A 25,539-nucleotide genomic window follows, 5' to 3' on the forward strand; every position below is an offset into this window, starting at 1 on the left:
TTTTTAGGCTTTTGTTATGGCTAAGTGTGAGCGGAATCAAATTTTATTGGTTTGTTTTGTTGTGAGGGTTTAATTATCCTCATGGCAACATTAAAACGACAACAACATCCGGCAGGAGTCTTTATGGGGACGCAAGAAGCCATCAATAATATTATTCGTCTGGTCGGCGGCCAGGGGAATATAAATAAAGTCTGGCACTGCATGACGCGCTTACGTTTTGATCTGATTGACGATAATAAAGTCGATCAAAACGAGATTAAAAAACTGCCTGGCGTGCTGGGCGCGCAGCTGCAGAGCGATCAGTTCCAGGTGATTATCGGGCCGAAGGTGAACAGCTGGTACGAGCAAATGCTTAGCGTACTGGGCAATAACGACACCGCGACACCTGCGGCGACAAAAGGGCGTAAGAGCCTGGTGTCGCTGTTTATGGACACGGTGTCGGGCGTGTTTGGCCCGATCGTACCGGCGATTGCCGGGGCAGGGATGATCAAAGGTCTGCTGGCCGGGCTTATCGCCCTGAAAGTTGTTTCGGCGAAAAGCGACACGGTGATGGTGATCGATCTCATCGCCAGCGGCGTTTTTTACTTCCTGCCATTTTTCCTTGCCGTTTCGGCGGCGAAAATCTTTAAGACTAACGAATATCTGGCGGCGGCCGTTGCGGCCTGTCTGATGTATCCGTCGCTCATCGAAGCGGCGAAAGCGCTGGCCACGCATCAGGAAGGGGCGGTCAGCGCGATTTGGCTGCTGGACGTGATTCCGGTGTCGGTCTTTAACTATGCCTCCAGCGTGATCCCGGTAATTTTCTCTATTCTGGCTTTGAGCTACATCCACCGCTGGGTGGACAGCATCATGCCCGACGTGCTGAAAACGGTCTTTACCCCGACGCTGACGCTGTTCCTCGGCGCACTGGCTGCGCTGGTGGTGATCGGGCCGATTGGCATCTGGCTCGGTAAAGGGCTGGCGCTGTTTATCGAAGGCTTGTTTGGCGTGTCGGCGAGTTTCGCCGGGCTGGTGGTCGGCGCGATTCGTCCGGTAGCGATCCTCACCGGCATGCACCATGCAATGACGCCAATCGCGCTGCAAAACTTCAGCGATCGTGGCTACGACATGCTGATGCCAATGATGTTTATGGCTAACATGGCGATTGCCGGGGCGACCTTTGCAATCTGGCGTATAAGCCGCGATCGCCAGGAGCGCACCGTGACCTTGTCTGCCGCCATTTCCGCTCTGCTCGGGATTACGGAACCGGCGCTGTTTGGGGTGCTGACGCGCTACAAAAAAGCGTTTATCGCCGCCACCGTCGCCAGTTCTCTGGCCTCAGCGTTTATCGCGTTCTTTGGCGTTCGTCTCTACGGCTACATTCTGTCGAGCATTTTCAGTCTGCCGGCCTATATCGGGCCTTACTTTATCTTTGCGCTCTCGGGCGTGGTGATAGCGTTGGTACTGTCGTTTGTCCTGACGACCATGCTGGTGGGGAAAGAACAGGCGGAAGAAAAGTAAGCTAAACCCTCGCCCGACGGCGGGGGTTGTTTTTTGTTCGCGACTCGGATACCATTTTGTTATGTTATAACAAAACATGACGAGATGACCATGAAAGCTGATATCCATCCGTACTACCGCACCGTCGTTTTCCACGACACCAGTGCGAACGAATATTTTAAAGTAGGTTCGACCATTAAGACCGACCGCGAAATCGAACTCGACGGCGAGACGTTTCCGTACATCACCATCGAGGTGTCATCGAAATCGCATCCGTATTACACCGGTAAGCAGAAAACCTTCTCGACCGAAGGCAGCGCGGCCCGTTTCCGTCAGCGTTTTGGCGGTTTCATTAATGCGAAACGAGGTTAATCATGCAGGTACTTAACTCGCTGCGCAGTGCAAAACAGCGCCATCCGGACTGTCAGATTGTTAAACGCAAAGGCCGCCTGTACGTGATCTGCAAATCGAATCCGCGGTTTAAAGCGGTGCAGGGACGTAAGAAAAGACGTTAGTTCTGTAGCATTCGCCAATTTTCCAGGGACTTTATCTGCTTGCCGTCGGCGCTGAAATTGTCGGCGGCAAGCCAGTTCTGAAAGGCGCGATCCAGCTTCTCCCACTCTTTATCTATGATTGAAAACCAGTCCGTATCGCGGTTGTGGCCTTTGGTCACCAGCGCCTGACGAAAACGCCCTTCATACTGAAATCCTAAGCGCAGCGCCGCTCGCCTTGATGGCTCATTGAGGCTGTTGCATTTCCACTCAACGCGACGATAGCCCAGCACCTCGAACACGTAGCGCATCAGTAAATACTGGGCTTCTGTGGACATCGGCGTGCGGCTTAGAAGGGGGGAGAAATGGACATGACCCACTTCTACCACGCCGTTTTTCGGATCGATGCGCATGAGCGCCAGCGTGCCGACGGGAGCCTGAGTCTGGTTGTCGATGACCGCGAAGTGAATCGGATCGGACAGTGTGCAGACGCTCTCAACCCATGCCGTAAACGCCTCTACGTTTGCATCCGGTTCACGCAACAGCCAGGTCCAGCTGCGGGTATCTTCCGCCAGCTGGTATGCGGCGAACAGCGCGGCGGCGTGTTCCGGGCGTAGCGGCGTTAAGGTGCAATAGCGTCCGTTCAGCTCTACGCGCTCTGGATGCGGTCGCGGCTGCCAGTCGATTAGTTCATCGCCCACTGGCTGACCAAACTGGTTGAATTGATTCATCTTGATTCCCGTTTGCTTAAAGAGAGCCTCAGAGTAAGAAAAATGTGGCCCTGTAAAAAGGTCCACATGAGTGTGTTATGGTGGTACCACGGAGGGCGAGATGAACATTCCAGGCGACGACTTTTACACACTCATCACCCAGGCGCTGCAACGCCGTGGGGCAGAAACACTCCAGCGCACGCTGTATCGGGCATTGCGTGAGGCGATCCTGAGCGGCAGATTGCAGCACGAAAGCCGGTTACCCGGCTCCCGTCTGATCGCCCAACAGTTAGCGATTTCGCGTAATACGGTGAACGGCGCACTGGAACAGCTGACGCTGGAAGGTTATCTGCTGCGCAACCGACAGGGCACGCGGGTGGCGCATCTCGCGCACTGTCACGCCGGGCAGTCATCGCAAGCCCTGGACATCACCCTTGCGCGCCGGGTGGCGAATCTTCCTGCGCCGACACCGCGTGGTACTCCGGTGCCCGCGTTTACCCCCGGCACGCCTGCGATCAACTATTTCCCGCTGCCTCTGTGGCGGCGTCTGTACGATCGGGTTCTGCGCGAAGAGGGCAGTGCGCTGCTGGGCTATGGTTCACCGGCGGGTGAGCTTACGCTTCGTGAGGCGATTGCCCGTCATCTTGCGCTCTCGCGCGGCATCCAGTGTGATGCCAGCCAGATTGTGATCACCGAAGGGGCGCTGGAAGGCGTCAGTCTTTGTACCCAGCTGTTGAGTGAAACAAGGGATATCGCCTGGATTGAAGATCCGGGGTACGCCGGGGCGAAAAGTGTGTTTGCCAAATCGGGCCTGACGATGGTCGGTATGCCCGTCGATGAAGAGGGCATGCGTCTGGAAAACCATGAGCACTCACCCAAACTGATATTCACCTCACCGTCGCACCAGTTTCCCTACGGGAGCGTGTTAAGTATTAACCGGCGGCTGGCGCTGCTGGAGTTTGCCCGTCAGCACGATGCCTGGATTATCGAAGACGATTACGACAGCGAGTTTCGCTACAGCGGCGAGCTGGTTCCGGCGATGATGGGGATGCAGGAGAACGCGCCGGTGGTGTACCTCGGGACGTTCAGTAAAACGCTCTTTCCGTCGCTGCGTACCGGATTTATGGTGCTCCCGAAGGCATTAGCCCGCGCTGCGCACCCGGCCATCGGCTCGCTGCTGCGCGGTGGGCATCGCGCCGAACAGCGCACACTTGCGTTGTTTATCGAAGAGGGGCACTACGCGCGCCATCTTGCAGCGATGCGCAGGCTGTATCGCAAGCGCTACCGACAGCTACGCGAGGCGCTCGCCGCTGAACTGCACGTTCCACATCGGGTGCTGGCCGGTGAGGGCGGTATGCATCTGACCGTTGCTATTGATGGTGTGGATGATAAAGCGATTGTGCAGCAGGCAAGAGCCTTTCAGCTCGCACCGGCCGCCCTGAGCGGTTACTACCTTGATACAAACCAGGGACAAACCGGGCTGGTGCTGGGATACGGGAATACGTCAGCGTCGCAGTTTGCGCCTGGGATCAGGCGCTTGCAGACTCTGATTACGCAGTGGCAGGGCGAGAAAGGGTGAAGACGTCGTAGAACGACAGTTCACCTTTGGTGGAGATCATTTTCTGCAGTTTCGCCTTTTGCTCGTCTTCTACCTTTGGCGAATGCAAAATATTGCTGATCAGCTCCGACGGCACATAGCGTGTGTTGTACCACTCACCGTTATAGCAAACGCGGAAATCGAGCACATCGATATCTTCATAGCGATAGCGGGGATTAACGTCGAAAAAGAAAAAGCCGTTAAAGACGACGAAAAGCACCACCAGCAGCCAGACCGAGTCGATCAGCGTTTCTGACAGCAGCATAACGACCAGCGTCGCCAGCAGTGCGGCATACATCGCCAGGAACAGGCCAGGGTGTTTACGGATAAAGCTAATGCTAAAGCGCGGGCGATTATCGCGCTTTTCGCGGGCATTCAGATCGTCGATGGTTTCAGTAAGCAGGCGCTGTATCTCTGTCATTTATAACCTTCATGAATTTTGCAAAATACAGGGGATCTGCCCATTTTAGGGGAGCGGTGGGGGTGAAAGAAGTAACAGTTATGGGCATAAAAACCATAACAGTTACCGGCTTCTGCCTTAAAGCGTTTTGATGATCTTCGCCGGGTTGCCCCCGACCACCACGTTACTCGGCACGTTTTTGGTGACCACCGCACCGGAAGCCACCACCACGTTATCGCCAATCGTGACGCCTGGGTTTATTACCGCGCGACCACCGATCCACACATTATTACCGATGGTCACTGGTTTGCCTAATTCAGCGCCGCTGTTGCGTTCTGTGGCATCCAGGGGATGGGTGGCCGTGTAGATGTGCACGCCTGGCGCCAGCATACAGTTATCACCGATATGAATAGGGCAGACATCCAGCATCACGCAGTCGAAGTTGGCGTAGAACGATTTACCGAGATAAATGTTATAGCCGTAATCGCAGCGAAAGCTTGGCTCGATATAGGCATCTTCTGCCTGGCCGAGAAGCTCCGTCAATATTGCCCGACGCTCAACTTTAGCATCGGGTTCCGTATGGTTATAACGATGAACCAGATGGCGCGCGCGCAGACGCTCTGCCCGCAATGTGTCATCAGAGGGGCGGTAAAGCTCACCGGCAATCATTTTCTGTTTTTCTTCACTCATGGGAAACCTCACGGGAATGGTCCTGACGCTACAGCGTAAAGAACCTCGTCGTGAAAGGGAACGTTCCCATTAAGCTGATGTGATGATAATCACAACATTGTTGCCGACGTGCACGTTTGAAACGATGGGTCTGTTTGCCACGCAGGGATCGTATATCGAAAGGTGAATTCAGCGTAAGAAGGTAATGATATAACCTCAAAACAAAGCACTACGTATTAACGGACAAATTTCCACACAGATACTGGGATTTTGTCATACAGTTTATTCATCGTTAACTCTGCAAGGCGGTGGTCGGCTGCTGAATAAAATACAGCCAGTTCATGATCGGGAAGTTCATATTTATTCTTTTCAATAACACGCTCCAGGGTGTCCAGTGACTGGCAGCGTCGCAAGCGCATCAAATAATCTGTCTTTGTTAATGGTTTATCAGACATAAATTCACCTTAGTAATTGTAATAATTTTAACATGAATGACTGACCGGGTTAGCTCTGCTCGCGTTGATGAAACAACGGAATAGGCGGTTTCCCGATTTACGCCATTTTTGCAAATCTTGTGTGTTAATGCCGTAACTGCTGAACAACATAAAGGTGTCGTCCAGATATTCATCAATTTGCTCAATCAATTTATTATCTTCATTGTACTTAATTTTATAATTAAGTGCGAAGGTTGCTATATGCTCTATGAGTTCATTTAGCTGCAAATTGATTGCGGAGGTCGGATCATTAACCCAGCCATGGTTACTTTCATCAAGATTGGCAAGGCAGTCATGGTACAAGGATTCGCAGAGAAATTTCAACTGCGCGATATCATGCCTTTTTGGCGAGTATTCGTCCATAGCGCATCCCCTTTTGAGTGATTCTTTACTCACCCGAACAACGCTGTCGGGATGGATACAACTAGCTTACCTTAACGGGTGCTGTTTCCTGATGTCTTTAACTATAAGCCATGCTGATCAAGATTTCACCGCGCTATTACGAAAAATTACAATTAAAACGTCGGTCGCCGTTCGTCTCTGAATCTCCCTCATTCACGCTGCCAATTTTATCTAAATCATGGCAGAGATTTTGTCGGCTACCTTAGGATTCATCATGTTAGCTAAAACTTACACCTGAAATGTGGAATCCCAAATCTTCCTCATTACCTAAAGCCGCCAGGAATAATCCTAATATCTTTAGGGCAAACGAAATAATTAAATAATTGCCGTAAGGATTAACGATGACTTTAAACAACAGAAGTTCAATGCGGTGACATAAAATAAATAAACGAACAATAAGCGTAATTTATGATTTTCGTCAGATAAAGAAAAAGGCCGCAATTTGCGGCCTTTTTAGCATGTGAAACCGGTATCAGTGATGATCTACTGAGTGACTGTGTTCCACATCTTCATTCTTGCGGCTAAAGCGGCGGCGTACCACCACGAAGAACACCGGAACGAAGAAGATAGCCAGTACGGTTGCGGTAATCATCCCGCCCATTACGCCGGTACCCACGGCGTTCTGCGCGCCGGAACCCGCACCGGTACTGATAACCAGCGGCATTACCCCGAGGATAAACGCCAGGGAGGTCATCAGGATTGGACGCAGACGCATACGTACCGCTTCCAGCGTGGCCTCAACGAGACCTTTGCCCTCTTTATCCATCAGATCTTTGGCGAATTCGACGATAAGTATCGCGTTCTTCGCCGACAAGCCAATGGTTGTCAGCAGGCCCACCTGGAAGTAAACGTCGTTGGTCAGGCCACGGAATGTCGCGGCCAGCAGCGCACCGATAACACCCAGTGGTACCACCAGCATGACGGAGAACGGAATCGACCAGCTCTCGTACAATGCTGCCAGACACAAGAACACCACAATCAGCGAGATGGCGTACAGGGCAGGGGCCTGGTTGCCGGACAGACGTTCCTGATAGGACATCCCCGTCCAGTCGTAGCCGATGCCGGAAGGCAGTTTCGCCGCCAGTTCTTCCATCAGGTTCATCGCTTCACCGGTACTTCTGCCTGGTGCCGCCTGACCAAGGATTTCCATCGATGGCAAGCCGTTGTAACGCTCCAGACGCGGTGAACCGTATTCCCAACGTGAAGTAGAGAAGGCGGAGAACGGAACCATCTGACCTTCGCTGCCACGCACATACCAGTTGTTGATATCGTTCGGCAACATACGGTACTGCGCTTCAGACATCACGTACACTTTCTTCACACGACCGCGGTCGATGAAGTCGTTGACGTAGCTACCGCCCCAGGCTGCGCCCAGTGTGGTATTGATGTCGCTGATAGACACGCCCAGCGCCTGTGCTTTTTCCTGGTCGATATCGATCTTGTACTGCGGGGTATCTTCCAGGCCGTTAGGACGCACACCGACCAGCAGATCAGGATGTTTCGCCACTTCGCCAAACAGCTGGTTACGAGCCTGAGTCAGTTTCTCGTGACCCAAACCGCCCTGGTCGATCAGCTGGAAGTCGAAGCCGGTTGCCGTACCCAGTTCGACGATCGCTGGCAGGTTAAAGGCGAATACCATCGCATCTTTAATCTGCGAGAAGGTTCCCATCGCACGCCCGGTGATCGCTTCGACTTTGTTCTCATCGCCCGGACGCTCGCTCCAGTCTTTCAGAGAAACGAAGGCGATACCGGTGTTCTGACCACGACCCGCAAAGCCAAAGCCGTTAACCGCAAACACGGATTCAACGTTCGCTTTCTCTTTGGTGAGGTAGTAGTTGGTCACTTCATCCAGCACTTTCTGGGTACGTTCTTGCGAGGCACCCGCCGGAAGCTGTGCCATCGTCAGGAACACGCCCTGGTCTTCATCTGGCAGGAAGGAGCTTGGCAGACGAACGAACAGGAATGCCATGCCCACGACGATAATGATATAGAGCAGCAGATAACGACCAGTACTGCGCAGAATGTTGCCTACGCTGTCGGTGTAATGGTGCGTGCTCTTATCGAACATGCGGTTAAACCAGCCGAAGAAGCCTTTATGCTCGCCGTGGCCGCCTTTCTGAACAGGTTTCAGCATGGTGGCACAGAGAGCAGGGGTCAGAATCAACGCCACGAGAACCGACAGCGCCATTGCCGAAACAATGGTGATGGAGAACTGACGGTAAATCGCACCGGTTGACCCACCGAAGAAGGCCATCGGGATAAATACCGCAGACAGAACCATCGCGATGCCGACCAACGCGCCCTGGATCTGGCCCATGGATTTACGCGTCGCTTCCTTCGGCGGCAGCCCCTCTTCGGCCATCACACGCTCGACGTTTTCGACCACCACGATGGCGTCATCCACGAGCAAGCCGATGGCGAGCACCATCCCGAACATCGTCAGGGTGTTTATCGAGAAGCCGAATATCGCCAGTATTGCAAAGGTCCCTAACAGTACGACCGGAACGGCGATGGTTGGAATCAGCGTCGCGCGGAAGTTTTGCAGGAACAGGTACATAACCAGGAACACCAGGATGATCGCTTCGACCAGCGTTTTCACCACTTCGTGAATCGAGATTTTAACGAACGGTGTGGTGTCATACGGGTAAACGATTTTCAGACCTGACGGGAAGAACGGCTCCATTTTTGCGAGTTCAGCACGGATCGCGGTCGCGGTATCCAGGGCGTTCGCACCGGTCGCCAGTTTAATCCCCAGACCGGAAGCCGGCTGGCCGTTAAACTTCGCCACGATGTCGTAGTTTTCACCGCCCAGCTCAACCTTCGCAACGTCGCGCAGGCGAACCTGAGAACCATCCTGATTGACCTTCAGCAGAATTTTGCTGAACTCATCGGCGGAGGTCAGACGGGTCTGCGCGATGATAGAGGCGTTCAACTGCTGCCCTTTCACCGGCGGTGTACCGCCTAACTGACCGGCTGCAACCTGGGCGTTCTGCGCTTTAATCGCGCTAATCACGTCGACAGGGGTCAGCTGGAAGTTGTTCAGTTTGTTCGGGTCCATCCAGATACGCATCGCGTACTGGGAACCAAACAGCTGAACGTCACCCACACCTGAAGTACGGCTGATGGCGTCCTTCATGTTGGCGCCCACGTAGTCGGAAATATCCTCCTGCGTCATGGTGCCGTTGGTGTTGATAACGCCGACAACCATCAGGAAGCTACTGGAGGATTTCTCCACGCTTACACCCTGCTGCTGGACTTCTTGCGGCAGTAACGGCATCGCCAGCTGCAGTTTGTTCTGCACCTGAACCTGCGCGATATCCGCATCCGTACCAGACTCGAAGGTCAGCGTGATCTGAACCGTACCGGTTGAGTCACTGTTGGAGGACATGTACATCAGGTTATCGATACCGTTCATGTTCTGTTCGATAACCTGAGTCACGGTGTCCTGCACCGTTTTTGCATCAGCCCCAGGATAGGTCGCGGTGATCGAAACTGCTGGCGGCGCAATCGTTGGATATTGCGCTACGGGCAGCTTCAGGATCGCCAGTCCCCCTGCAAGCATGATGATGATGGCGATCACCCACGCAAATATGGGGCGATCGATAAAGAAATTAGGCATGTCTTAACGGCTCCTGTTTAAGTTAAGACTTGGTTTGTTCTGACTGGCCACCGGCTGCGGCTTGTTGTTTATCGTCAGATTTGACTTCCTGCGCTTTCACCTGCGCGCCAGGACGTACTTTTTGCAAACCAGTGACAATCACGCGATCGCCATCTTTCAAACCGTCCGTCACCAGCCATTTGTCGCCAATCGCCTGCGTAGCAGTGATTTGACGCGTTTCGACTTTGTCATCCGCACCCACAACCAGCGCGCTGGCATCACCGCGTGGCGTACGTGTTACGCCCTGCTGTGGCACCAGAAGTGCGGTTGGGTTGGTGCCTTCTTCAAGACGGGCACGCACGAACATACCTGGCAACAGCGTGTGGTCAGGGTTCGGGAAGATTGCGCGTAAGGTGATAGAACCAGTGGTTTGATCGACGGTCACGTCAGAGAATTCCAGCGCGCCAGCCTGTGGGAATTTGATGCCATCGCTGGTCACCAGCTCCACTTTTGCTTTGCCGTTTTCTTGCTTCAGCGCACCGCTTGCCAGCTCTTGTTTCAGACGCAGGAAATCGTTGCTGGACTGCGTAACATCAACATAGATCGGATCAAGCTGCTGCACGGTAGCCAACGCGGTGGCCTGACCGTTCTGCACCAGCGCACCTTCGGTGACAGCTGATTTACCAATGCGACCGCTGATAGGGGAGGTCACTTTGGTGTACGCCAGGTTAATGCGTGCCGTTTCAACAGCGGCTTTTGCAGCGAGTACCGCAGCGTTAGCCTGTTGAGAATCGGCCAGCGCCGTGTCGTAATCCTGTTGGCTGATGTACTGCGTGCCGAGCAGCTTTTTATAACGGTTCAGGGTCACCTGAGAAATTTTGGCTGCCGCTTCGGCTTTCGCCAGGTCACCTTTCGCACTGTCGTACGAGGCCTGATAGGTTGCCGGATCAATCTGATACAGAGAAACACCCGCTTTGATATCACTACCCTCGGTGAAGTTACGTTTCAGGATAATGCCGCTAACCTGAGGACGAACTTCCGCAACGCGGTAAGCGCTTGTACGGCCTGGTAATTCTGTGGTGATTTGAAGAGGTTCAGTTTTCAGCGTAACGACACCTACTTCTGGCATCTGCTGTGCTCCTTGTTGAGCCTGTTTCTCATCACATCCTGTAAGCGCTAAGCCGCCTGAGAGCATCAGAACGATCGCCAGAGGCGTTAACCCTCTGTTTTTGTTCATATGTAAACCTCGAGTGTCCGATTTCAAATTGATCAATGGATCAAAAGTCCGCAAACCCATTGCTGCGTTTATATTATCGTCGTGCTATGGTACATACATTCATAAATGTATGTAAATCTGACTCCTGTAAATTCATTGACGTATGGCACGAAAAACCAAACAACAAGCGCTTGAGACACGTCAACACATCCTGGATGTGGCATTACGTCTGTTTTCGCAGCAGGGGGTTTCTTCAACCTCTCTGGCGCAGATTGCTCAGGCCGCTGGCGTCACACGGGGAGCGATTTACTGGCATTTCAAAAATAAGTCAGATTTATTCAGTGAAATTTGGGAGTTATCAGAATCCAGTATTACCGATCTTGAGACTGAGTATCGGGCAAAATTCCCTGACGATCCACTCTCAGTTCTGAGAGAAATTCTGGTCCATGTCCTTGAGGCGACGGTCATTGAAGAAAGACGCCGCCTGATGATGGAAATCATCTTCCATAAATGTGAGTTTGTCGGTGAAATGGCCGTAGTGCAACAGGCGCAGAGAAGCCTGTGTCTGGAGAGCTACGATCGCATCGAATATACTCTGAATCAATGCATTCAGGCGAATATGCTGCCGGAAAATTTACTCACCCGCCGCACCGCCATCCTGATGCGCAGCTATATCTCCGGGCTGATGGAAAACTGGCTGTTTGCCCCGCAGTCCTTTGACCTGAAAAAAGAAGCACGCAGCTACGTCGCCATTTTGCTGGAGATGTGCCAGTTCTGCCCGACGCTGCGGATGGAGCAGGGCGCGCTGCCAGCCTGATCGGTACCAGGAATTCTCCTGGAGGATTGCCTTCGCGCTATTCTGCTTTCACCTGCCGTGATATCCTTCGCACCAGACTATTCCCGGTCATTTCTGACATCAAATTCATCACTATGCTGCACTACACTCGCTCGCAAAACCCTGTTTTTGTCCTGATCTTCGCCGTGCTTTTTTTCTTTACTACGGCTTCTGCCGTTTACGCTCGCGCTGAGAATAACAGCGACGGGCCGACGCGTGCGGATGTTCAGTCTCAGCTGGATACGCTGAACAAACAAAAAGAGCTGACCCCGCAGGAAAAACTGATTCAGGCCGATCTGACCGAGACGCTCGAAACCCTTGATAAAATTGAGCGCGTCAAAACCGAAACCGCCCAGCTGCGTCAGAAAGTGGCTGAAGCGCCGGAAAAAATGCGGCAGGCGACCGCCGCGCTGAATGCCCTGAGCGACGTCGATAACGACGACGAAACCCGCAAAACCCTGGCCACGCTCTCGTTGCGCCAGCTTGAATCCCGCATGACTCAGGTGCTCGATGACCTGCAGACCGGGCAGAGCGATCTCGCCACTTACAACAGCCAACTGGTCTCGCTGCAAACCCAGCCGGAGCGCGTGCAGAATGCCATGTACTCGGCCTCTCAGCAGCTCCAGCAGATCCGCAACCGCCTGAATGGCACCACGCTCGGCGAGGGGGCGCTGCGCCCGACTCAGCAAACGCTGCTGCTGGCCCAGCAGACGCTGCTCAATGCGCAGATCGACCAGCAGCGCAAAAGCCTTGAAGGCAACACCATTTTGCAGGATACGCTGCAAAAGCAACGGGATTATGTCACGGCCAATATTAATCGTCTGGAACACCAACTCCAGCTCCTGCAGGAAGCGGTCAACAGTAAGCGCCTGACGCTAACCGAAAAAACCGCGCAGGAAGCCGTCTCGCCGGATGAAACCACCCGCATTCAGAACAACCCGCTGGTGAAGCAGGAGCTGGATGTGAACCATCAGCTCAGCCAGCGCCTGATTCAGGCTACCGAAAGCGGTAACTCGCTGGTTCAACAAAATATCAAAGTGAAGAACTGGCTGGATCGCGCCCTGCAGGCCGAACGTAATATTAAAGAACAGATTGCGGTGCTCAAGGGCAGCCTGCTGTTATCGCGCATTCTGTATCAGCAACAACAGACGCTGCCCTCCGCCGACGAGCTGGAAGACATGACCAACCGCATCGCGGATTTGCGTCTGGAGCAGTTTGAAATCAACCAGCAGCGTGATGCGCTTTTCCAGAGCGATGCGTTCGTCGCCAAAGTGGAAGAGGGCCATACCAGCGAAGTGAACGACGAAGTGCACGACGCGCTGTTGCAGGTGGTGGATATGCGCCGCGAGCTACTCGACCAGCTCAACAAACAGTTGGGCAACCAGCTGATGATGGCGATTAACCTGCAAATCAACCAGCAGCAGCTGGTGAGCGTGTCGAAAAGCCTGAAAGAGATCCTCACCCAGCAAATCTTCTGGGTTAACAGCAACAAACCGATGGACTGGGACTGGCTGAAGTCCTTCCCGGAGGCGCTGAAATCCCAGATCAAGAGCATGAAAATTACCGTGAACTGGGAGAAAGCCTGGCCTGCGGTGATGATTGCCTTCCTGGCCGGGCTGCCGCTGCTGCTGATTGCGGGGCTGATCCGCTGGCGTCTCGGCTGGCTCAAAAAATATCAGGCGAAGCTCGCCCATGAAGTGGGGCAACTGCGCAACGACAGCCAGCTCCATACGCCAAAAGCGATTCTCATCGATCTGATCCGCGCCCTGCCGGTGTGCCTGTTTATTCTGGCGGCGGGGCTGATTCTGCTGACGATGCAGCTCAACATCAGCGATCTGCTGTGGGCGTTCAGTAAAAAACTGGCGCTGTTCTGGCTGGTGTTTGGCCTGTGCTGGAAAGTGCTGGAAAAAGACGGGGTGGCGGTGCGTCACTTCTCAATGCCGGAACAGCTCACCAGCCACTGGCGTCGCCAGATTGTGCGCGTGAGTCTGGCGCTGCTGCCGCTGCACTTCTGGTCCGTCGTGGCTGAACTTTCCCCGCTGCATCTGATGGATGACGTGCTGGGTCAGCTGGCGATTTTCCTCAACCTGCTGCTGATCGCCGTGCTGATGTGGCCGATGTGCCGCGACAGCTGGCGCGATAAAGAGTCGCATAATATTCGCCTAATCACCGTCACGGTACTGGCGATTATTCCGCTGGCGCTGATGGTGCTCACCGCAACGGGCTATTTCTACACCACACTGCGCCTGTCGGGCCGCTGGATTGAAACCGTCTACCTGGTGATCCTCTGGAACCTGCTCTATCAGACGGTGCTGCGCGGGCTGAGCGTCGCGGCGCGCCGTATTGCCTATCGTCGCGCGCTGGCGCGTCGTCAGAATATGGTGAAGGAGGGCGCAGAAGGAGCGGAGCCGCAGGAAGAGCCGACTATCGCGCTGGAGCAGGTCAACCAGCAGACGCTGCGCATCACCATGCTGGTGATGGTGGCCCTGTTTGGCGTCATATTTTGGGCGATCTGGTCTGATTTAATCACCGTGTTTGCCTATCTCGACAGCATAACGCTGTGGCAATACAACGGCACCGAAGCCGGTGCGGCGGTGATGAAAAGCGTGACAATGGGTAGCCTGCTGTTCGCGCTGGTCTCATCGGTGGTGGCCTGGGCGTTAATTCGCAACTTACCGGGGCTGCTGGAAGTGCTGGTGCTGTCGCGCCTGAACATGCGCCAGGGTTCGTCTTACGCTATCACCACTATTCTCAACTATGTGATTCTGGTGGTCGGGGCGATGACCGTCTTCGGCTCGCTGGGCGTCTCATGGGATAAACTGCAGTGGCTGGCCGCCGCTCTGTCGGTCGGTCTGGGCTTTGGTTTGCAGGAGATCTTCGGTAACTTCGTCTCCGGTCTGATCATTCTGTTCGAGCGCCCGGTGCGTATCGGCGATACGGTCACCATTGGCACGTTCTCCGGGACGGTCAGCAAGATCCGCATCCGCGCGACGACAATTACCGACTTTGATCGCAAAGAGGTGATCATCCCCAACAAAGCCTTCGTCACGGAACGTCTGATCAACTGGTCGCTCTCCGACACCATCACCCGCGTGGTGATCCGCCTCGGCGTGGCGTACGGATCGGATCTGGATAAAGTGAAAGAGGTGCTGCTGCGGGCCGCAACGGAACATCCGAAAGTGATGCACGATCCCGCGCCGTCCGTCTTCTTTACCACCTTCGGGGCGAGCACCCTGGATCACGAGCTGCGTTTATACGTGCGAGAGTTGCGCGATCGCAGCTATGCGGTGGACGAACTGAACCGCACCATCGATCGTCTGTGCCGTGAAAACGACATTAATATCGCCTTCAACCAGCTTGAAGTGCATCTGCGCAATGAGAAGGGCGACGAGCATACGGAAGTGAAGCGCGAGATCAAAGGCGACGATCCAACACCAGCCTAATCGAACGCCTTCTTCTTCAAGTTTAAGGAAGAGGGTCAGGGTGAGGGCGGTCGTCCCTCACTTTCCCTTCGAAATCGCGCCGCACAATCTCGAGTGCTTTCAGCACTGTCTCTGCCGGCAGATCATGATTTTCCAGCAGCATAATCAGATCGACGGCCAGTTTGACTTCGTCGGGGGCGTTTTCAAGCGACATGTTCATCTCCATTTAGCGGGTCATACGCGCAATTACGCGCTCAATCTCATCCAGCGCCTGACGGCAGCGGGTGAGTCGTCCTTCCAGGGCGGAAATTTCCCGCATCAAACGCTGCTGCTCTTCCAGGGTTTCGCTCCCTTTCAGCTGCTGTTCGCGTTCGTTTTTCATCGCATAGAGACGACGTTCAAAATCCTGATGCTCCAGCCGCTTGCGCTGCCATTTTGCCGCGCCAGGCGAGGGCGTGTCCCACGCGCGAAGCGGCCAGGCGGTCATCTCCCGGTGCAGGGCAGTTATCTGTTCCACCAGATGCTCAGCCAGCCACGCCACCTGCTCGCGTTGCTGACTCTCCACGGCGTGACGCAGCTCATCGAGATTATGTTGGGCTTCATCGAGATAATCTTTTATCAACGTACTGCGTGTACGAAACAGCTGCCGGTCAAAGCGTGGTTTCAGCGTCGCGTGCTGCAATAGCGGTGATGCCTGCGCGCGCAGGGCAATCAGCTGATTTTGCAGCGTCTCTAAAAGCAAGGCTGTTTTCAATACGCTCTCCAGTGGTAAAGTAGCCGTTCAGTTTGATAACGATTCGCATTATGAAGCGTACTATTTTAATCATCATTGGCTGGCTTGCGGTAGTGCTGGGTACGCTTGGCGTGGTTTTGCCGCTGCTGCCCACGACGCCCTTTATTCTGCTGGCGGCCTGGTGTTTTGCCCGCTCGTCGCCGCGCTTTCACCAGTGGCTGCTCTATCGCTCGTGGTTTGGCGGCTATCTGCGCCACTGGCAACAATACCGGGCGATGCCGCCTGGCGCAAAGCCTCGCGCAATTGCGGTGATCCTCGTGACCTTCGCCATTTCATTATGGCTGGTGAAGATGATGTGGGTGCGAATCCTGCTGCTGGTGATCCTCTCCTGTCTGCTTTTCTTTATGTGGCGAATCCCCGTCGTTGATGAAAAGCAACAAAAGCACTGAAGTGCAATGATGGCTGTTGCAATTATCCCGCGCAGCCAGTAAATTCGACCGTTTTCGAGCACAGGTGCGCCTGGTCAAAAGTTAATCACTTGTTACTTTGACCATCATGTTATGCGCGCCGTGAGTAACACCGTTTTTAACCAGGCATACATTTATGACCGCGACTGCGCAGCAGCTTGAATTTCTGAAAAACAGCATCAAAAGCATCCAGGACTATCCAAAACCTGGCATTCTTTTCCGTGATGTCACCAGCTTGCTGGAAGACCCGAAAGCGTACGCACTCAGCATTGAACTGCTGGTTGAGCGTTATAAAAACGCCGGGATCACCAAAGTAGTAGGGACGGAAGCGCGTGGCTTCCTGTTCGGCGCACCGGTTGCGCTGGCGATGGGCGTGGGCTTTGTGCCGGTTCGTAAACCGCGCAAACTGCCGCGTGAAACCATTGCCGAGAGCTATGAGCTGGAGTACGGCACCGATCAGCTGGAAATTCACGTGGATGCGATCAAGCCGGGTGACAAAGTGCTGGTGGTGGACGATCTGCTGGCCACTGGCGGCACGATCGAAGCGACCGTGAAGCTGATCCGTCGTCTGGGTGGCGAAGTGACCGATGCGGCCTTCATCATCAATCTGTTCGATCTCGGCGGCGAACAGCGCCTGGAAAAACAGGGTATCACCAGCTACAGCCTGGTCCCTTTCCCGGGTCATTAATCCCTCATCCCGCAACCTCGCCCAATGGGTGAGGTTGTGTTAGCATTACCCCCCTGAATATCCACCTTCCAGCGTTGCAGAGCCTGCCCATGAGTTATCAGGTGTTAGCCCGAAAGTGGCGACCCCAAACCTTCGCTGACGTCGTCGGCCAGGAACATGTGCTGACCGCCCTGGCGAACGGTTTATCGCTAGGACGCATCCATCACGCGTATCTTTTCTCCGGCACGCGCGGCGTCGGTAAAACCTCTATTGCCCGTTTGCTGGCAAAAGGCCTCAACTGCGAAACCGGGATCACCGCCACACCCTGTGGTGTATGTGATAACTGCCGGGAGATCGAGCAGGGGCGTTTTGTCGATCTCATCGAAATCGATGCCGCGTCGCGCACCAAGGTCGAAGATACCCGCGATCTGCTGGATAACGTGCAGTACGCGCCGGCGCGTGGTCGCTTCAAGGTCTATCTGATCGATGAAGTCCACATGCTGTCGCGCCACAGTTTTAACGCCCTGCTGAAAACGCTGGAAGAGCCGCCATCGCACGTTAAATTCCTGCTGGCGACGACCGATCCGCAAAAACTGCCGGTCACGATCCTGTCGCGCTGCCTGCAATTTCATCTGAAGGCGCTCGACGTCGATCAGATCCGCGCGCAGCTCGAGCACATTCTCGATGAAGAGAAGATCACTCACGAACCGCGTGCGCTGCAACTGCTGGCCCGCGCGGCGGATGGCAGTCTGCGTGACGCATTAAGTCTGACCGATCAGGCGATTGCCAGCGGCGATGGCCAGCTCTCGACCGAGGCGGTGAGCACCATGCTCGGCACCCTCGACGACGATCAGGCCCTGTCGCTGATTGAAGCCATCATCGAAGCCAACGGCGAACGCGCCATGTCTCTGGTGAACGTCGCGGCCTCTCGCGGCGTGGAGTGGGAAGCACTGCTGGTCGAAATGCTGGCGCTGCTGCATCGCGTGGCGATGCTGCAACTTTCCCCGTCGGCGATCGGCGCGGACATGGCGACGATTGAACAGCGAATGCGTGAGCTTGCGCGCACGGTTCCACCGGCTGACGTACAGCTCTACTACCAGACGTTACTGATTGGCCGCAAAGAGCTGCCGTTCGCACCGGACCGCCGCATGGGCGTCGAAATGACGCTGCTGCGTGCCCTGGCGTTCCATCCGCGAATGCCGCTGCCCGAGCCTGAAGTGCCGCGACAATCCTACGCCCCCGTCGCACCTACGGCGGTGATGACGCCGCCACCGATGCCGCAGTACGCAGCGCCACCGCCTGGGCCGGACGTTCCGCTGCCGGATGCCACCAGTTCGGTGCTCGCCGCGCGCAGTCAGCTACAGCGTGCGCAGGGAGCAACCAAACCAAAAAAGAGTGAACCGGCAGCGCCAGGAAGAGCGCGGCCGGTTAACAACGCCGCACTCGAACGACTGGCATCGGTAACGGAGCGCGTCCAGTCGCGCCCGTCACCGTCGGCGCTCGAACAAAAAGCCCCGGCGAAGAAAGAGGCTTACCGCTGGAAAGCGACGACCATCACCGAAGAGGTAAAGGTAGAAGTCGCCACGCCAAAAGCGCTGAAGAAAGCGCTGGAGCATGATAAAACGCCGGAGCTTTCCGCGAAGCTTGCGGCGGAATCCCTTGAGCGTGACGCCTGGGCCGCTGAGGTCAGCCAGTTAAAGCTGCCGAAACTGGTCGAGCAGGTCGCGCTCAACGCCTGGAAAGAGCAGGATGGAAATCATATCTGTCTGCATCTGCGTCCGGGCCAGCGTCACCTTAATTCCGCCAGCGCACAACAGGTGCTGGCTGAGGCGCTCTCCACATTACAGGGCGCGCCGGTTGAATTGACTATCATTGAAGATGATAATCCGGCGATGCGCACGCCGCTGGAGTGGCGTCAGGCAATTTATGAAGAGAAGCTCGCGCAGGCGCGCGAGTCGATTATTGCGGATAACAACATCCAGACCCTGCGCCGTTTCTTCGACGCCGATCTGGATGAAGAGAGTATCCGTCCCATTTGACCGTGAGTCAGACTCCCGGTCGTTGTCCTTAACGTGACTACTTAAGAGAGAAGCCTATGTTTGGTGGTAAAGGCGGTCTGGGTAACCTGATGAAACAGGCCCAGCAGATGCAAGACAAAATGCAGAAAATGCAGGAAGAGATCGCACAGCTGGAAGTCACTGGCGAATCCGGTGCAGGTCTGGTCAAAGTGACCATCAACGGCGCGCATAACTGCCGTCGCGTGGAAATTGACCCAAGCCTGCTCGAAGACGACAAAGATATGCTGGAAGATCTGGTCGCTGCCGCATTTAACGATGCCGCGCGCCGTATCGACGAAAACCAGAAAGAAAAAATGGCCTCTGTCTCCTCCGGGATGCAGCTGCCACCAGGCTTTAAGATGCCGTTCTGATGCAAACCAGTCCGCTGCTCACGCAGTTAATGGAAGCGTTGCGCTGCCTGCCGGGCGTTGGCCCGAAATCAGCGCAACGCATGGCGTTTACGCTTTTACAGCGCGACCGCAGCGGCGGGATGCGCCTGGCGCAGGCTCTCACCCGCGCCATGTCGGAAATCGGTCACTGTGCGGACTGCCGTACCTTTACCGAGCAGGATGTGTGCAATATCTGTTCGAACCCGCGTCGTCAGGAAAACGGTCTGATTTGCGTGGTGGAGAGTCCGGCGGACATCTACGCCATTGAGCAAACCGGGCAGTTTTCGGGCCGCTATTTCGTGCTGATGGGCCATCTCTCTCCGCTGGATGGCATTGGTCCGGATGATATCGGTCTTGATCGCCTTGAGCAGCGTCTGGAATCCGAGACGTTGACCGAAGTGATCCTCGCCACCAACCCGACGGTGGAAGGCGAAGCGACCGCGAACTACATCGGTGAACTGTGCGCGCAGTACGGTGTGCAGGCCAGTCGAATCGCCCACGGCGTGCCGGTTGGCGGTGAGCTGGAAATGGTAGACGGCACCACGCTGTCTCACTCTCTGGCTGGGCGTCACAAGCTTATTTTCTGACCAAACGGAGGCTGGACCCCTGGCCTCCGCTTGAAATTCTTCCCCGCTATCCCCATCTCACTCTCAACGTGTTCAAACCCCATTAAATGGCATTGTTGAGGTCGATCTAGATGAAAGGACAAGAAACCCGTGGTTTCCAGTCAGAAGTAAAACAGCTTCTGCACCTGATGATCCATTCCCTGTATTCCAATAAAGAAATCTTCCTGCGTGAGCTTATCTCGAACGCTTCGGATGCGGCGGACAAACTGCGTTTTCGCGCGCTGTCCAACCCGGATCTGTATGAAGGTGACGGCGAGCTGCGCGTGCGCGTCTCTTTTGACAAAGAAAACCGCACCCTGACCATTGCCGACAACGGTATTGGTATGAACCGCGACGAGGTGATCGATCATCTCGGGACCATCGCGAAATCGGGCACCAAATCCTTCCTTGAGTCCATGGGCTCCGATCAGGCGAAAGACAGCCAGCTGATCGGCCAGTTCGGCGTGGGCTTCTACTCCGCCTTTATCGTGGCCGACAAAGTGACCGTGCGCACCCGTGCAGCGGGCGATAGTGCAGAAAACGGCGTGTTCTGGGAATCTCACGGTGAAGGTGAATACACCGTTGATGACATCACCAAAGCCGATCGCGGGACCGAGATCACCCTGCATCTGCGCGAAGGCGAAGACGATTTCCTGAATGACTGGCGCGTGCGCTCTATTATCGGCAAATACTCCGACCATATCGCGCTGCCGGTAGAGATCGAAAAAACCGAAGAAGTCGACGGCGAAACCGTTGTTTCATGGGAAAAAATTAACAAAGCCCAGGCGCTGTGGACGCGTAACAAGTCTGAGATTAAAGACGACGAATATAACGAATTCTACAAGCACATCGCCCACGACTTTACCGATCCGCTGACCTGGAGCCACAACCGCGTGGAAGGGAAGCAGGAGTACACCAGCCTGCTGTACATCCCGGCCCAGGCGCCGTGGGACATGTGGAACCGCGATCACAAGCACGGCCTGAAGCTATACGTGCAGCGCGTGTTCATCATGGACGACGCTGAGCAGTTCATGCCGAACTACCTGCGCTTTGTGCGTGGCCTGATAGATTCCAACGATCTGCCGCTGAACGTCTCTCGTGAAATCCTGCAGGACAGCACCGTCACGCGTAACCTGCGTAACGCTCTGACCAAACGCTCCCTGCAGATGCTTGAGAAACTGGCGAAAGACGACGCTGAAAAATACCAGACCTTCTGGAAACAGTTCGGCCTGGTGCTGAAAGAAGGCCCGGCGGAAGATTCGTCGAACGTGGAAGCCATCGCCAAACTGCTGCGCTTCGCCTCTACGCACACTGACTCTTCCGAGCAGACGGTCTCTCTCGAAGAGTATGTGTCCCGCATGAAAGAAGGGCAGGAGAAGATCTACTACATCACCGCAGACAGCTATGCCGCCGCGAAGAGCAGCCCGCATCTGGAACTGCTGCGTAAGAAAGGCATCGAAGTCCTGCTGCTTTCCGACCGCATCGATGAGTGGATGATGAACTACCTGACCGAGTTCGACGGTAAATCCTTCCAGTCCGTGGCGAAAGCTGACGAATCTATCGACAAGCTGGCGGATGAAGTGGACGAAACGGCAAAAGAGGCGGAAAAGGCGCTGGAGCCATTCGTTGAGCGTGTGAAAACCCTGCTGGGCGATCGCGTGAAAGAGGTACGTTTCACCCACCGTCTGACCGATACCCCGGCGATTGTGACCACCGATGCGGATGAAATGGGCACCCAGATGGCGAAACTGTTTGCCGCTGCGGGTCAGGCGATCCCGGAAGTGAAATACATCTTTGAACTGAACCCGGATCACCCGCTGGTTAAACGCGCGGCGGATACCCAGGACGAAACGCAGTTTAAAGAGTGGGTTGAGCTGCTGCTGGATCAATCCCTGCTGGCCGAGCGCGGCACGCTGGAAGATCCAAACCTGTTCATCAAACGTGTGAATGCGCTGTTGATGGCGTAATCACCCGGCCTCCCCTGGTCCTCTCCCTCTCCCCGAGGGAAAGGGCCAGGGTGAGGGCACCAAACCGCACTAACCTAAATAATCTCCCCCGTTAACCGTTTCAGCCGTCCCACCTTCCTTGAGCGATACCCGTTCTGATGGTATTGTTTAGCGCTTTTTGAAATATTGAACCAACTTTTGAGGGGATTTTCGCAATGCGTATTATTCTGCTTGGCGCTCCGGGCGCGGGTAAAGGAACTCAGGCTCAGTTCATCATGGAGAAATACGGTATTCCGCAAATCTCTACGGGTGACATGCTGCGTGCCGCTGTTAAATCTGGCTCCGAGCTGGGCAAACAAGCGAAAGACATTATGGACGCGGGCAAACTGGTGACTGATGAACTGGTTATCGCACTGGTAAAAGAACGCATCACTCAGGAAGATTGCCGCAACGGTTTCCTGCTGGACGGCTTCCCGCGTACTATTCCGCAGGCTGACGCCATGAAAGAAGCGGGCATCAACGTGGATTACGTTCTGGAATTCGACGTGCCTGACGAACTGATCGTTGACCGCATCATCGGTCGTCGCGTTCACGCTGCTTCCGGCCGCGTTTACCACATCAAATTCAATCCACCGAAAGTGGAAGGCAAAGACGACGTGACTGGCGAAGAGCTGACCACGCGTAAAGACGATCAGGAAGAGACCGTGCGTAAACGCCTGGTGGAATACCATCAGATGACCGCACCACTGATCGGCTACTATTCGAAAGAAGCGCAGTCCGGTAACACCAAATACGCGAAAGTTGACGGCACCAAAGCCGTGGCTGACGTGCGCGCAGAGCTGGAAAAAATCCTCGGCTAATGTGCAATTTATCCGGCCTGCTTAGAATTCTGTAGGCCGGATAGGCGTTTACGCCATCCTCCGACAATCCCCGCTCCGCCTATTACTGCAATGGGTTCCGTTTCCTCGCTTTTCAGTTACAATCATTAGCTATTCAAATGGTTAAGAGGCGTGAATGAGTCAGGCGAAAACCGGCATCCTGCTTGCCAATCTGGGCACTCCAGAAGCACCTACCCCTGCGGCAGTTAAACGTTATCTGCGACAGTTTTTAAGCGACGCCCGCGTGGTGGATACGCCAAAATTGCTGTGGTGGCCGCTGTTGCGCGGTGTCATTCTGCCGATTCGTTCCCCCCGTGTGGCTAAACTCTACCAGTCCGTATGGATGGAAGAGGGCTCGCCGCTGATGGTCTACAGCCGTCGTCAGGAAAAAGCGCTGGCCGCCCGTTTACCGGATATGCCCGTCGCCCTCGGAATGAGCTACGGCAAACCGTCGCTGGAAAGCGCGGTCGACGAACTGCTTTCGCAGGACGTGGATCATATCGTGGTGCTGGCCCTCTATCCGCAATACTCCTGCTCGACGGTGGCCGCCGTCTGGGACGAACTGGCGCGCATTCTTGCCACCCGTCGCCGCATTCCAGGTATTACCTTTATCCGCGATTACGCCGAAAACGAGCTGTATATCGCGGCGCTGGTCAGCAGTGCGCGCGCCTCGTTTGAAAAACACGGCGAGCCGGATCTGCTGCTGCTCTCCTACCACGGTATTCCGCAGCGTTACGCCGATGAAGGCGATGACTATCCACAGCGCTGTCGCGACACCACCCGCGAGCTGGTTTCTGCTCTTGGACTGCCGCCGGAAAAGGTGATGATGACCTTCCAGTCGCGCTTTGGCCGTGAGCCGTGGCTGACGCCATACACCGATGAAACGCTCAAAATGCTGGGCGAGAAGGGTGTGAAACATGTTCAGGTGATGTCGCCGGGCTTCTCGGCGGACTGCCTCGAAACCCTGGAGGAGATCGCGGTTCAAAACCGGGAATTCTTCCTCGAAGCGGGCGGCACGAAGTATGAATATATTCCGGCACTTAACGACTCGCCGGAACATATTGAGATGATGGCGGCGCTGGTGACCGGCAGCCGCTAATCGCGCATTGGGCCGGGTTTGTGCTACCATTTCCGGCCCAATAGTCACTCGCAGCCCTGATCATGAAATTTCCCGGTAAACGCAAGTCCAAACACTATTTCCCCGTCAACGCCCGCGATCCGCTGCTGCAACAGATTCAGCCGGTCAAAGAAACTAACGCAGCCTGGGTGGTCGGTATCGATCAGACACTGGTGGATATCGAAGCAAAAGTGGATGATGCGTTTGTCGCACGTTATGGGCTGAGTTCCGGGCATTCGCTGGTGATCGAAGATGATGTCGCCGAAGCCCTGTATCAGGAGCTGGTGCGCGAAAACCTGATCACGCATCAGTTTGCTGGTGGCACCATCGGCAATACCATGCACAACTATTCGGTGCTGGCCGATGACCGCTCCGTCTTACTGGGCGTCATGTGCCGTAATATCGAAATCGGTGGCTACGCCTACCGCTACCTCTGCAACACCTCCAGCCGTACCGATCTGAACTACCTGCAGGGCGTCGATGGCGCCATAGGCCGCTGCTTTACGCTGATCAGCGACGCCGGCGAGCGAACCTTTGCCATCAGCCCTGGGCACATGAACAAACTTCGCGCGGAAAGTATTCCGGAAGAGGTGATTGCCGGTGCCTCCGCGCTGGTGCTTACCTCCTATCTGGTCCGCTGCAAGCCCGGCGAACCGATGCCGGAAGCGACCATGAAGGCGGTGGAGTACGCGAAGAAATACAACGTGCCGGTGGTGCTGACGCTGGGCACCAAGTTTGTGATCGCCGATAACCCGGAGTGGTGGCAGACTTTCCTGAAAGAGCACGTCTCGATTCTGGCGATGAACGAAGAAGAGGCTGAAGCTCTGACGGGTGAAAGCGACCCGCTGCTGGCCGCCGATAAGGCGCTGGACTGGGTAGACCTGGTGCTCTGCACCGCAGGCCCGATCGGGCTGTTTATGGCCGGGTTTACCGAAGAAGAGAACAAACGCAAAACCCAGCACCCGCTGTTACCGGGGGCGATTGCCGAGTTCAACCAGTACGAGTTCAGCCGCGCGATGCGCCACAAAGATTGCGTGAACCCGCTGCGTATTTTCTCGCACATTGCCCCGTACATGGGCGGACCCGAGAAGATCATGAACACCAATGGCGCAGGTGATGGCGCGCTGGCCGCCCTGCTGCACGACATTACTGCGAACGCCTATCATCGCACCAACGTCCCTAATTCGAGCAAACACCAGTTGAACTGGCTGACCTATTCGTCGCTGGCGCAGGTGTGTAAGTACGCGAACCGCGTGAGCTATCAGGTGCTGAATCAGCACTCCCCGCGCTTAACGCGTGGCTTGCCGGAACGGGAAGACAGTCTGGAAGAGTCGTACTGGGATCGTTGATGGTTTCCCTCGCCCTGA

Annotated in this window: 24 protein-coding genes and 1 other annotated feature; of the genes, 15 read left to right on the forward strand and 9 right to left on the reverse strand. The window is 55.1% G+C overall.

Annotated elements, in window-relative coordinates:
• Positions 1–123: 123 nt before the first annotated feature.
• From C0560_RS05220 to ykgO, 3 genes are all read left to right on the forward strand, one after another.
• Positions 124–1,500, forward strand: coding sequence for a PTS transporter subunit EIIC (locus tag C0560_RS05220; protein ID WP_123429360.1), 1,377 nt, complete (start codon positions 124–126; stop codon positions 1,498–1,500).
• A gap of 90 nt (positions 1,501–1,590) precedes the next feature.
• Positions 1,591–1,851: a type B 50S ribosomal protein L31 gene (locus C0560_RS05225; protein WP_095281030.1), complete on the forward strand. Its 261-nt coding sequence runs from the start codon at positions 1,591–1,593 to the stop codon at positions 1,849–1,851.
• Positions 1,852–1,853: 2 nt separating this feature from the next.
• Positions 1,854–1,994, forward strand: coding sequence for a type B 50S ribosomal protein L36 (ykgO, locus tag C0560_RS05230; RefSeq protein ID WP_003859006.1), 141 nt, complete (start codon positions 1,854–1,856; stop codon positions 1,992–1,994).
• On the opposite strand, the gene C0560_RS05235 is transcribed toward ykgO, so the two are convergent.
• Entirely contained in the window at positions 1,991–2,701 is a 711-nt protein-coding gene (locus C0560_RS05235; protein WP_248859768.1) for a GNAT family N-acetyltransferase, read from the reverse strand. The two genes, ykgO and C0560_RS05235, sit on opposite strands and share 4 nt — an antisense overlap.
• Positions 2,702–2,801: 100 nt before the next feature.
• Here C0560_RS05235 and C0560_RS05240 point away from each other — a divergent pair, with 100 nt between their 5' ends.
• The gene (locus tag C0560_RS05240; protein WP_248859770.1) at positions 2,802–4,259 is read left to right on the forward strand and encodes a PLP-dependent aminotransferase family protein; all 1,458 of its coding nucleotides are present in this window, start codon (positions 2,802–2,804) and stop codon (positions 4,257–4,259) included.
• On the opposite strand, the gene C0560_RS05245 is transcribed toward C0560_RS05240, so the two are convergent.
• From C0560_RS05245 to acrA, 6 genes are all read right to left on the reverse strand, one after another.
• Entirely contained in the window at positions 4,231–4,698 is a 468-nt protein-coding gene (locus C0560_RS05245) for a YlaC family protein (RefSeq protein WP_100777376.1), read from the reverse strand. The two genes, C0560_RS05240 and C0560_RS05245, sit on opposite strands and share 29 nt — an antisense overlap.
• A gap of 117 nt (positions 4,699–4,815) precedes the next feature.
• Positions 4,816–5,367, reverse strand: coding sequence for a maltose O-acetyltransferase (maa, locus tag C0560_RS05250; RefSeq protein WP_248859772.1), 552 nt, complete (start codon positions 5,365–5,367; stop codon positions 4,816–4,818).
• A gap of 215 nt (positions 5,368–5,582) precedes the next feature.
• The gene (locus tag C0560_RS05255) at positions 5,583–5,801 is read right to left on the reverse strand and encodes an HHA domain-containing protein (RefSeq protein ID WP_012016344.1); all 219 of its coding nucleotides are present in this window, start codon (positions 5,799–5,801) and stop codon (positions 5,583–5,585) included.
• A 27-nt stretch (positions 5,802–5,828) separates the two neighbouring features.
• A complete protein-coding gene (gene tomB / locus C0560_RS05260; protein ID WP_100777374.1) occupies positions 5,829–6,203 on the reverse strand; it encodes an Hha toxicity modulator TomB in 375 nt (124 codons plus the stop codon).
• 511 nt (positions 6,204–6,714) lie between these two features.
• Entirely contained in the window at positions 6,715–9,861 is a 3,147-nt protein-coding gene (gene acrB / locus C0560_RS05265; RefSeq protein ID WP_100777373.1) for a multidrug efflux RND transporter permease subunit AcrB, read from the reverse strand.
• 22 nt (positions 9,862–9,883) lie between these two features.
• Positions 9,884–11,077: a multidrug efflux RND transporter periplasmic adaptor subunit AcrA gene (acrA, locus tag C0560_RS05270; RefSeq protein ID WP_100777372.1), complete on the reverse strand. Its 1,194-nt coding sequence runs from the start codon at positions 11,075–11,077 to the stop codon at positions 9,884–9,886.
• A gap of 142 nt (positions 11,078–11,219) precedes the next feature.
• Between acrA and acrR the strand changes: the two genes are divergently transcribed.
• Both acrR and mscK read left to right on the forward strand, forming a co-directional pair.
• A complete protein-coding gene (gene acrR, locus C0560_RS05275; protein WP_248859773.1) occupies positions 11,220–11,873 on the forward strand; it encodes a multidrug efflux transporter transcriptional repressor AcrR in 654 nt (217 codons plus the stop codon).
• Positions 11,874–11,980: 107 nt separating this feature from the next.
• The gene (gene mscK / locus C0560_RS05280) at positions 11,981–15,334 is read left to right on the forward strand and encodes a mechanosensitive channel MscK (RefSeq protein WP_181827919.1); all 3,354 of its coding nucleotides are present in this window, start codon (positions 11,981–11,983) and stop codon (positions 15,332–15,334) included.
• A gap of 22 nt (positions 15,335–15,356) precedes the next feature.
• On the opposite strand, the gene rsmS is transcribed toward mscK, so the two are convergent.
• A complete protein-coding gene (rsmS, locus tag C0560_RS05285) occupies positions 15,357–15,527 on the reverse strand; it encodes a pleiotropic regulatory protein RsmS (protein WP_100777370.1) in 171 nt (56 codons plus the stop codon).
• A gap of 12 nt (positions 15,528–15,539) precedes the next feature.
• Entirely contained in the window at positions 15,540–16,067 is a 528-nt protein-coding gene (gene priC / locus C0560_RS05290) for a primosomal replication protein N'' (RefSeq protein ID WP_107704125.1), read from the reverse strand.
• A 50-nt stretch (positions 16,068–16,117) separates the two neighbouring features.
• Here priC and C0560_RS05295 point away from each other — a divergent pair, with 50 nt between their 5' ends.
• From C0560_RS05295 to C0560_RS05335, 9 genes are all read left to right on the forward strand, one after another.
• Positions 16,118–16,495, forward strand: a complete 378-nt coding sequence (locus C0560_RS05295; protein WP_100777368.1) for a DUF454 family protein — start codon at positions 16,118–16,120, stop codon at positions 16,493–16,495.
• 154 nt (positions 16,496–16,649) lie between these two features.
• Positions 16,650–17,201, forward strand: coding sequence for an adenine phosphoribosyltransferase (gene apt, locus C0560_RS05300; RefSeq protein ID WP_010428187.1), 552 nt, complete (start codon positions 16,650–16,652; stop codon positions 17,199–17,201).
• 89 nt (positions 17,202–17,290) lie between these two features.
• Entirely contained in the window at positions 17,291–19,219 is a 1,929-nt protein-coding gene (gene dnaX / locus C0560_RS05305) for a DNA polymerase III subunit gamma/tau (protein ID WP_248859774.1), read from the forward strand.
• Positions 18,549–18,613: a sequence feature (DnaX frameshifting element), on the forward strand. It overlaps the preceding gene by 65 nt.
• A gap of 56 nt (positions 19,220–19,275) precedes the next feature.
• Positions 19,276–19,608: a YbaB/EbfC family nucleoid-associated protein gene (locus C0560_RS05310; protein ID WP_248859775.1), complete on the forward strand. Its 333-nt coding sequence runs from the start codon at positions 19,276–19,278 to the stop codon at positions 19,606–19,608.
• Entirely contained in the window at positions 19,608–20,213 is a 606-nt protein-coding gene (gene recR / locus C0560_RS05315; RefSeq protein ID WP_100777366.1) for a recombination mediator RecR, read from the forward strand. Before C0560_RS05310 ends, recR begins: the two co-directional genes overlap by 1 nt.
• Before the next feature lie 110 nt (positions 20,214–20,323).
• The gene (htpG, locus tag C0560_RS05320; protein WP_102104268.1) at positions 20,324–22,198 is read left to right on the forward strand and encodes a molecular chaperone HtpG; all 1,875 of its coding nucleotides are present in this window, start codon (positions 20,324–20,326) and stop codon (positions 22,196–22,198) included.
• Positions 22,199–22,392: 194 nt separating this feature from the next.
• Positions 22,393–23,037, forward strand: a complete 645-nt coding sequence (gene adk / locus C0560_RS05325; RefSeq protein ID WP_100777364.1) for an adenylate kinase — start codon at positions 22,393–22,395, stop codon at positions 23,035–23,037.
• A gap of 154 nt (positions 23,038–23,191) precedes the next feature.
• Positions 23,192–24,154, forward strand: coding sequence for a ferrochelatase (gene hemH / locus C0560_RS05330; protein ID WP_123429354.1), 963 nt, complete (start codon positions 23,192–23,194; stop codon positions 24,152–24,154).
• A gap of 62 nt (positions 24,155–24,216) precedes the next feature.
• Complete coding sequence (locus C0560_RS05335) at positions 24,217–25,521, forward strand: inosine/guanosine kinase (RefSeq protein WP_123429353.1); 1,305 nt, start codon at positions 24,217–24,219, stop codon at positions 25,519–25,521.
• Positions 25,522–25,539: the final 18 nt, after the last annotated feature.

This window comes from Lelliottia sp. AC1 (assembly GCF_023278595.1).
Classification (GTDB): Bacteria; Pseudomonadota; Gammaproteobacteria; order Enterobacterales; family Enterobacteriaceae; genus Enterobacter; species Enterobacter nimipressuralis.

Coding starts and splice junctions, on each gene's coding strand:
- C0560_RS05220 (WP_123429360.1), top strand. CDS start 124: ATGGGGACGCAAGAAGCCATCAATAATATTATTCGTCTGGTCGGCGGC.
- C0560_RS05225 (WP_095281030.1), top strand. CDS start 1,591: ATGAAAGCTGATATCCATCCGTACTACCGCACCGTCGTTTTCCACGAC.
- ykgO (WP_003859006.1), top strand. CDS start 1,854: ATGCAGGTACTTAACTCGCTGCGCAGTGCAAAACAGCGCCATCCGGAC.
- C0560_RS05235 (WP_248859768.1), bottom strand. CDS start 2,701: ATGAATCAATTCAACCAGTTTGGTCAGCCAGTGGGCGATGAACTAATC.
- C0560_RS05240 (WP_248859770.1), top strand. CDS start 2,802: ATGAACATTCCAGGCGACGACTTTTACACACTCATCACCCAGGCGCTG.
- C0560_RS05245 (WP_100777376.1), bottom strand. CDS start 4,698: ATGACAGAGATACAGCGCCTGCTTACTGAAACCATCGACGATCTGAAT.
- maa (WP_248859772.1), bottom strand. CDS start 5,367: ATGAGTGAAGAAAAACAGAAAATGATTGCCGGTGAGCTTTACCGCCCC.
- C0560_RS05255 (WP_012016344.1), bottom strand. CDS start 5,801: ATGTCTGATAAACCATTAACAAAGACAGATTATTTGATGCGCTTGCGA.
- tomB (WP_100777374.1), bottom strand. CDS start 6,203: ATGGACGAATACTCGCCAAAAAGGCATGATATCGCGCAGTTGAAATTT.
- acrB (WP_100777373.1), bottom strand. CDS start 9,861: ATGCCTAATTTCTTTATCGATCGCCCCATATTTGCGTGGGTGATCGCC.
- acrA (WP_100777372.1), bottom strand. CDS start 11,077: ATGAACAAAAACAGAGGGTTAACGCCTCTGGCGATCGTTCTGATGCTC.
- acrR (WP_248859773.1), top strand. CDS start 11,220: ATGGCACGAAAAACCAAACAACAAGCGCTTGAGACACGTCAACACATC.
- rsmS (WP_100777370.1), bottom strand. CDS start 15,527: ATGTCGCTTGAAAACGCCCCCGACGAAGTCAAACTGGCCGTCGATCTG.
- C0560_RS05295 (WP_100777368.1), top strand. CDS start 16,118: ATGAAGCGTACTATTTTAATCATCATTGGCTGGCTTGCGGTAGTGCTG.
- apt (WP_010428187.1), top strand. CDS start 16,650: ATGACCGCGACTGCGCAGCAGCTTGAATTTCTGAAAAACAGCATCAAA.
- dnaX (WP_248859774.1), top strand. CDS start 17,291: ATGAGTTATCAGGTGTTAGCCCGAAAGTGGCGACCCCAAACCTTCGCT.
- C0560_RS05310 (WP_248859775.1), top strand. CDS start 19,276: ATGTTTGGTGGTAAAGGCGGTCTGGGTAACCTGATGAAACAGGCCCAG.
- recR (WP_100777366.1), top strand. CDS start 19,608: ATGCAAACCAGTCCGCTGCTCACGCAGTTAATGGAAGCGTTGCGCTGC.
- htpG (WP_102104268.1), top strand. CDS start 20,324: ATGAAAGGACAAGAAACCCGTGGTTTCCAGTCAGAAGTAAAACAGCTT.
- adk (WP_100777364.1), top strand. CDS start 22,393: ATGCGTATTATTCTGCTTGGCGCTCCGGGCGCGGGTAAAGGAACTCAG.
- hemH (WP_123429354.1), top strand. CDS start 23,192: ATGAGTCAGGCGAAAACCGGCATCCTGCTTGCCAATCTGGGCACTCCA.
- C0560_RS05335 (WP_123429353.1), top strand. CDS start 24,217: ATGAAATTTCCCGGTAAACGCAAGTCCAAACACTATTTCCCCGTCAAC.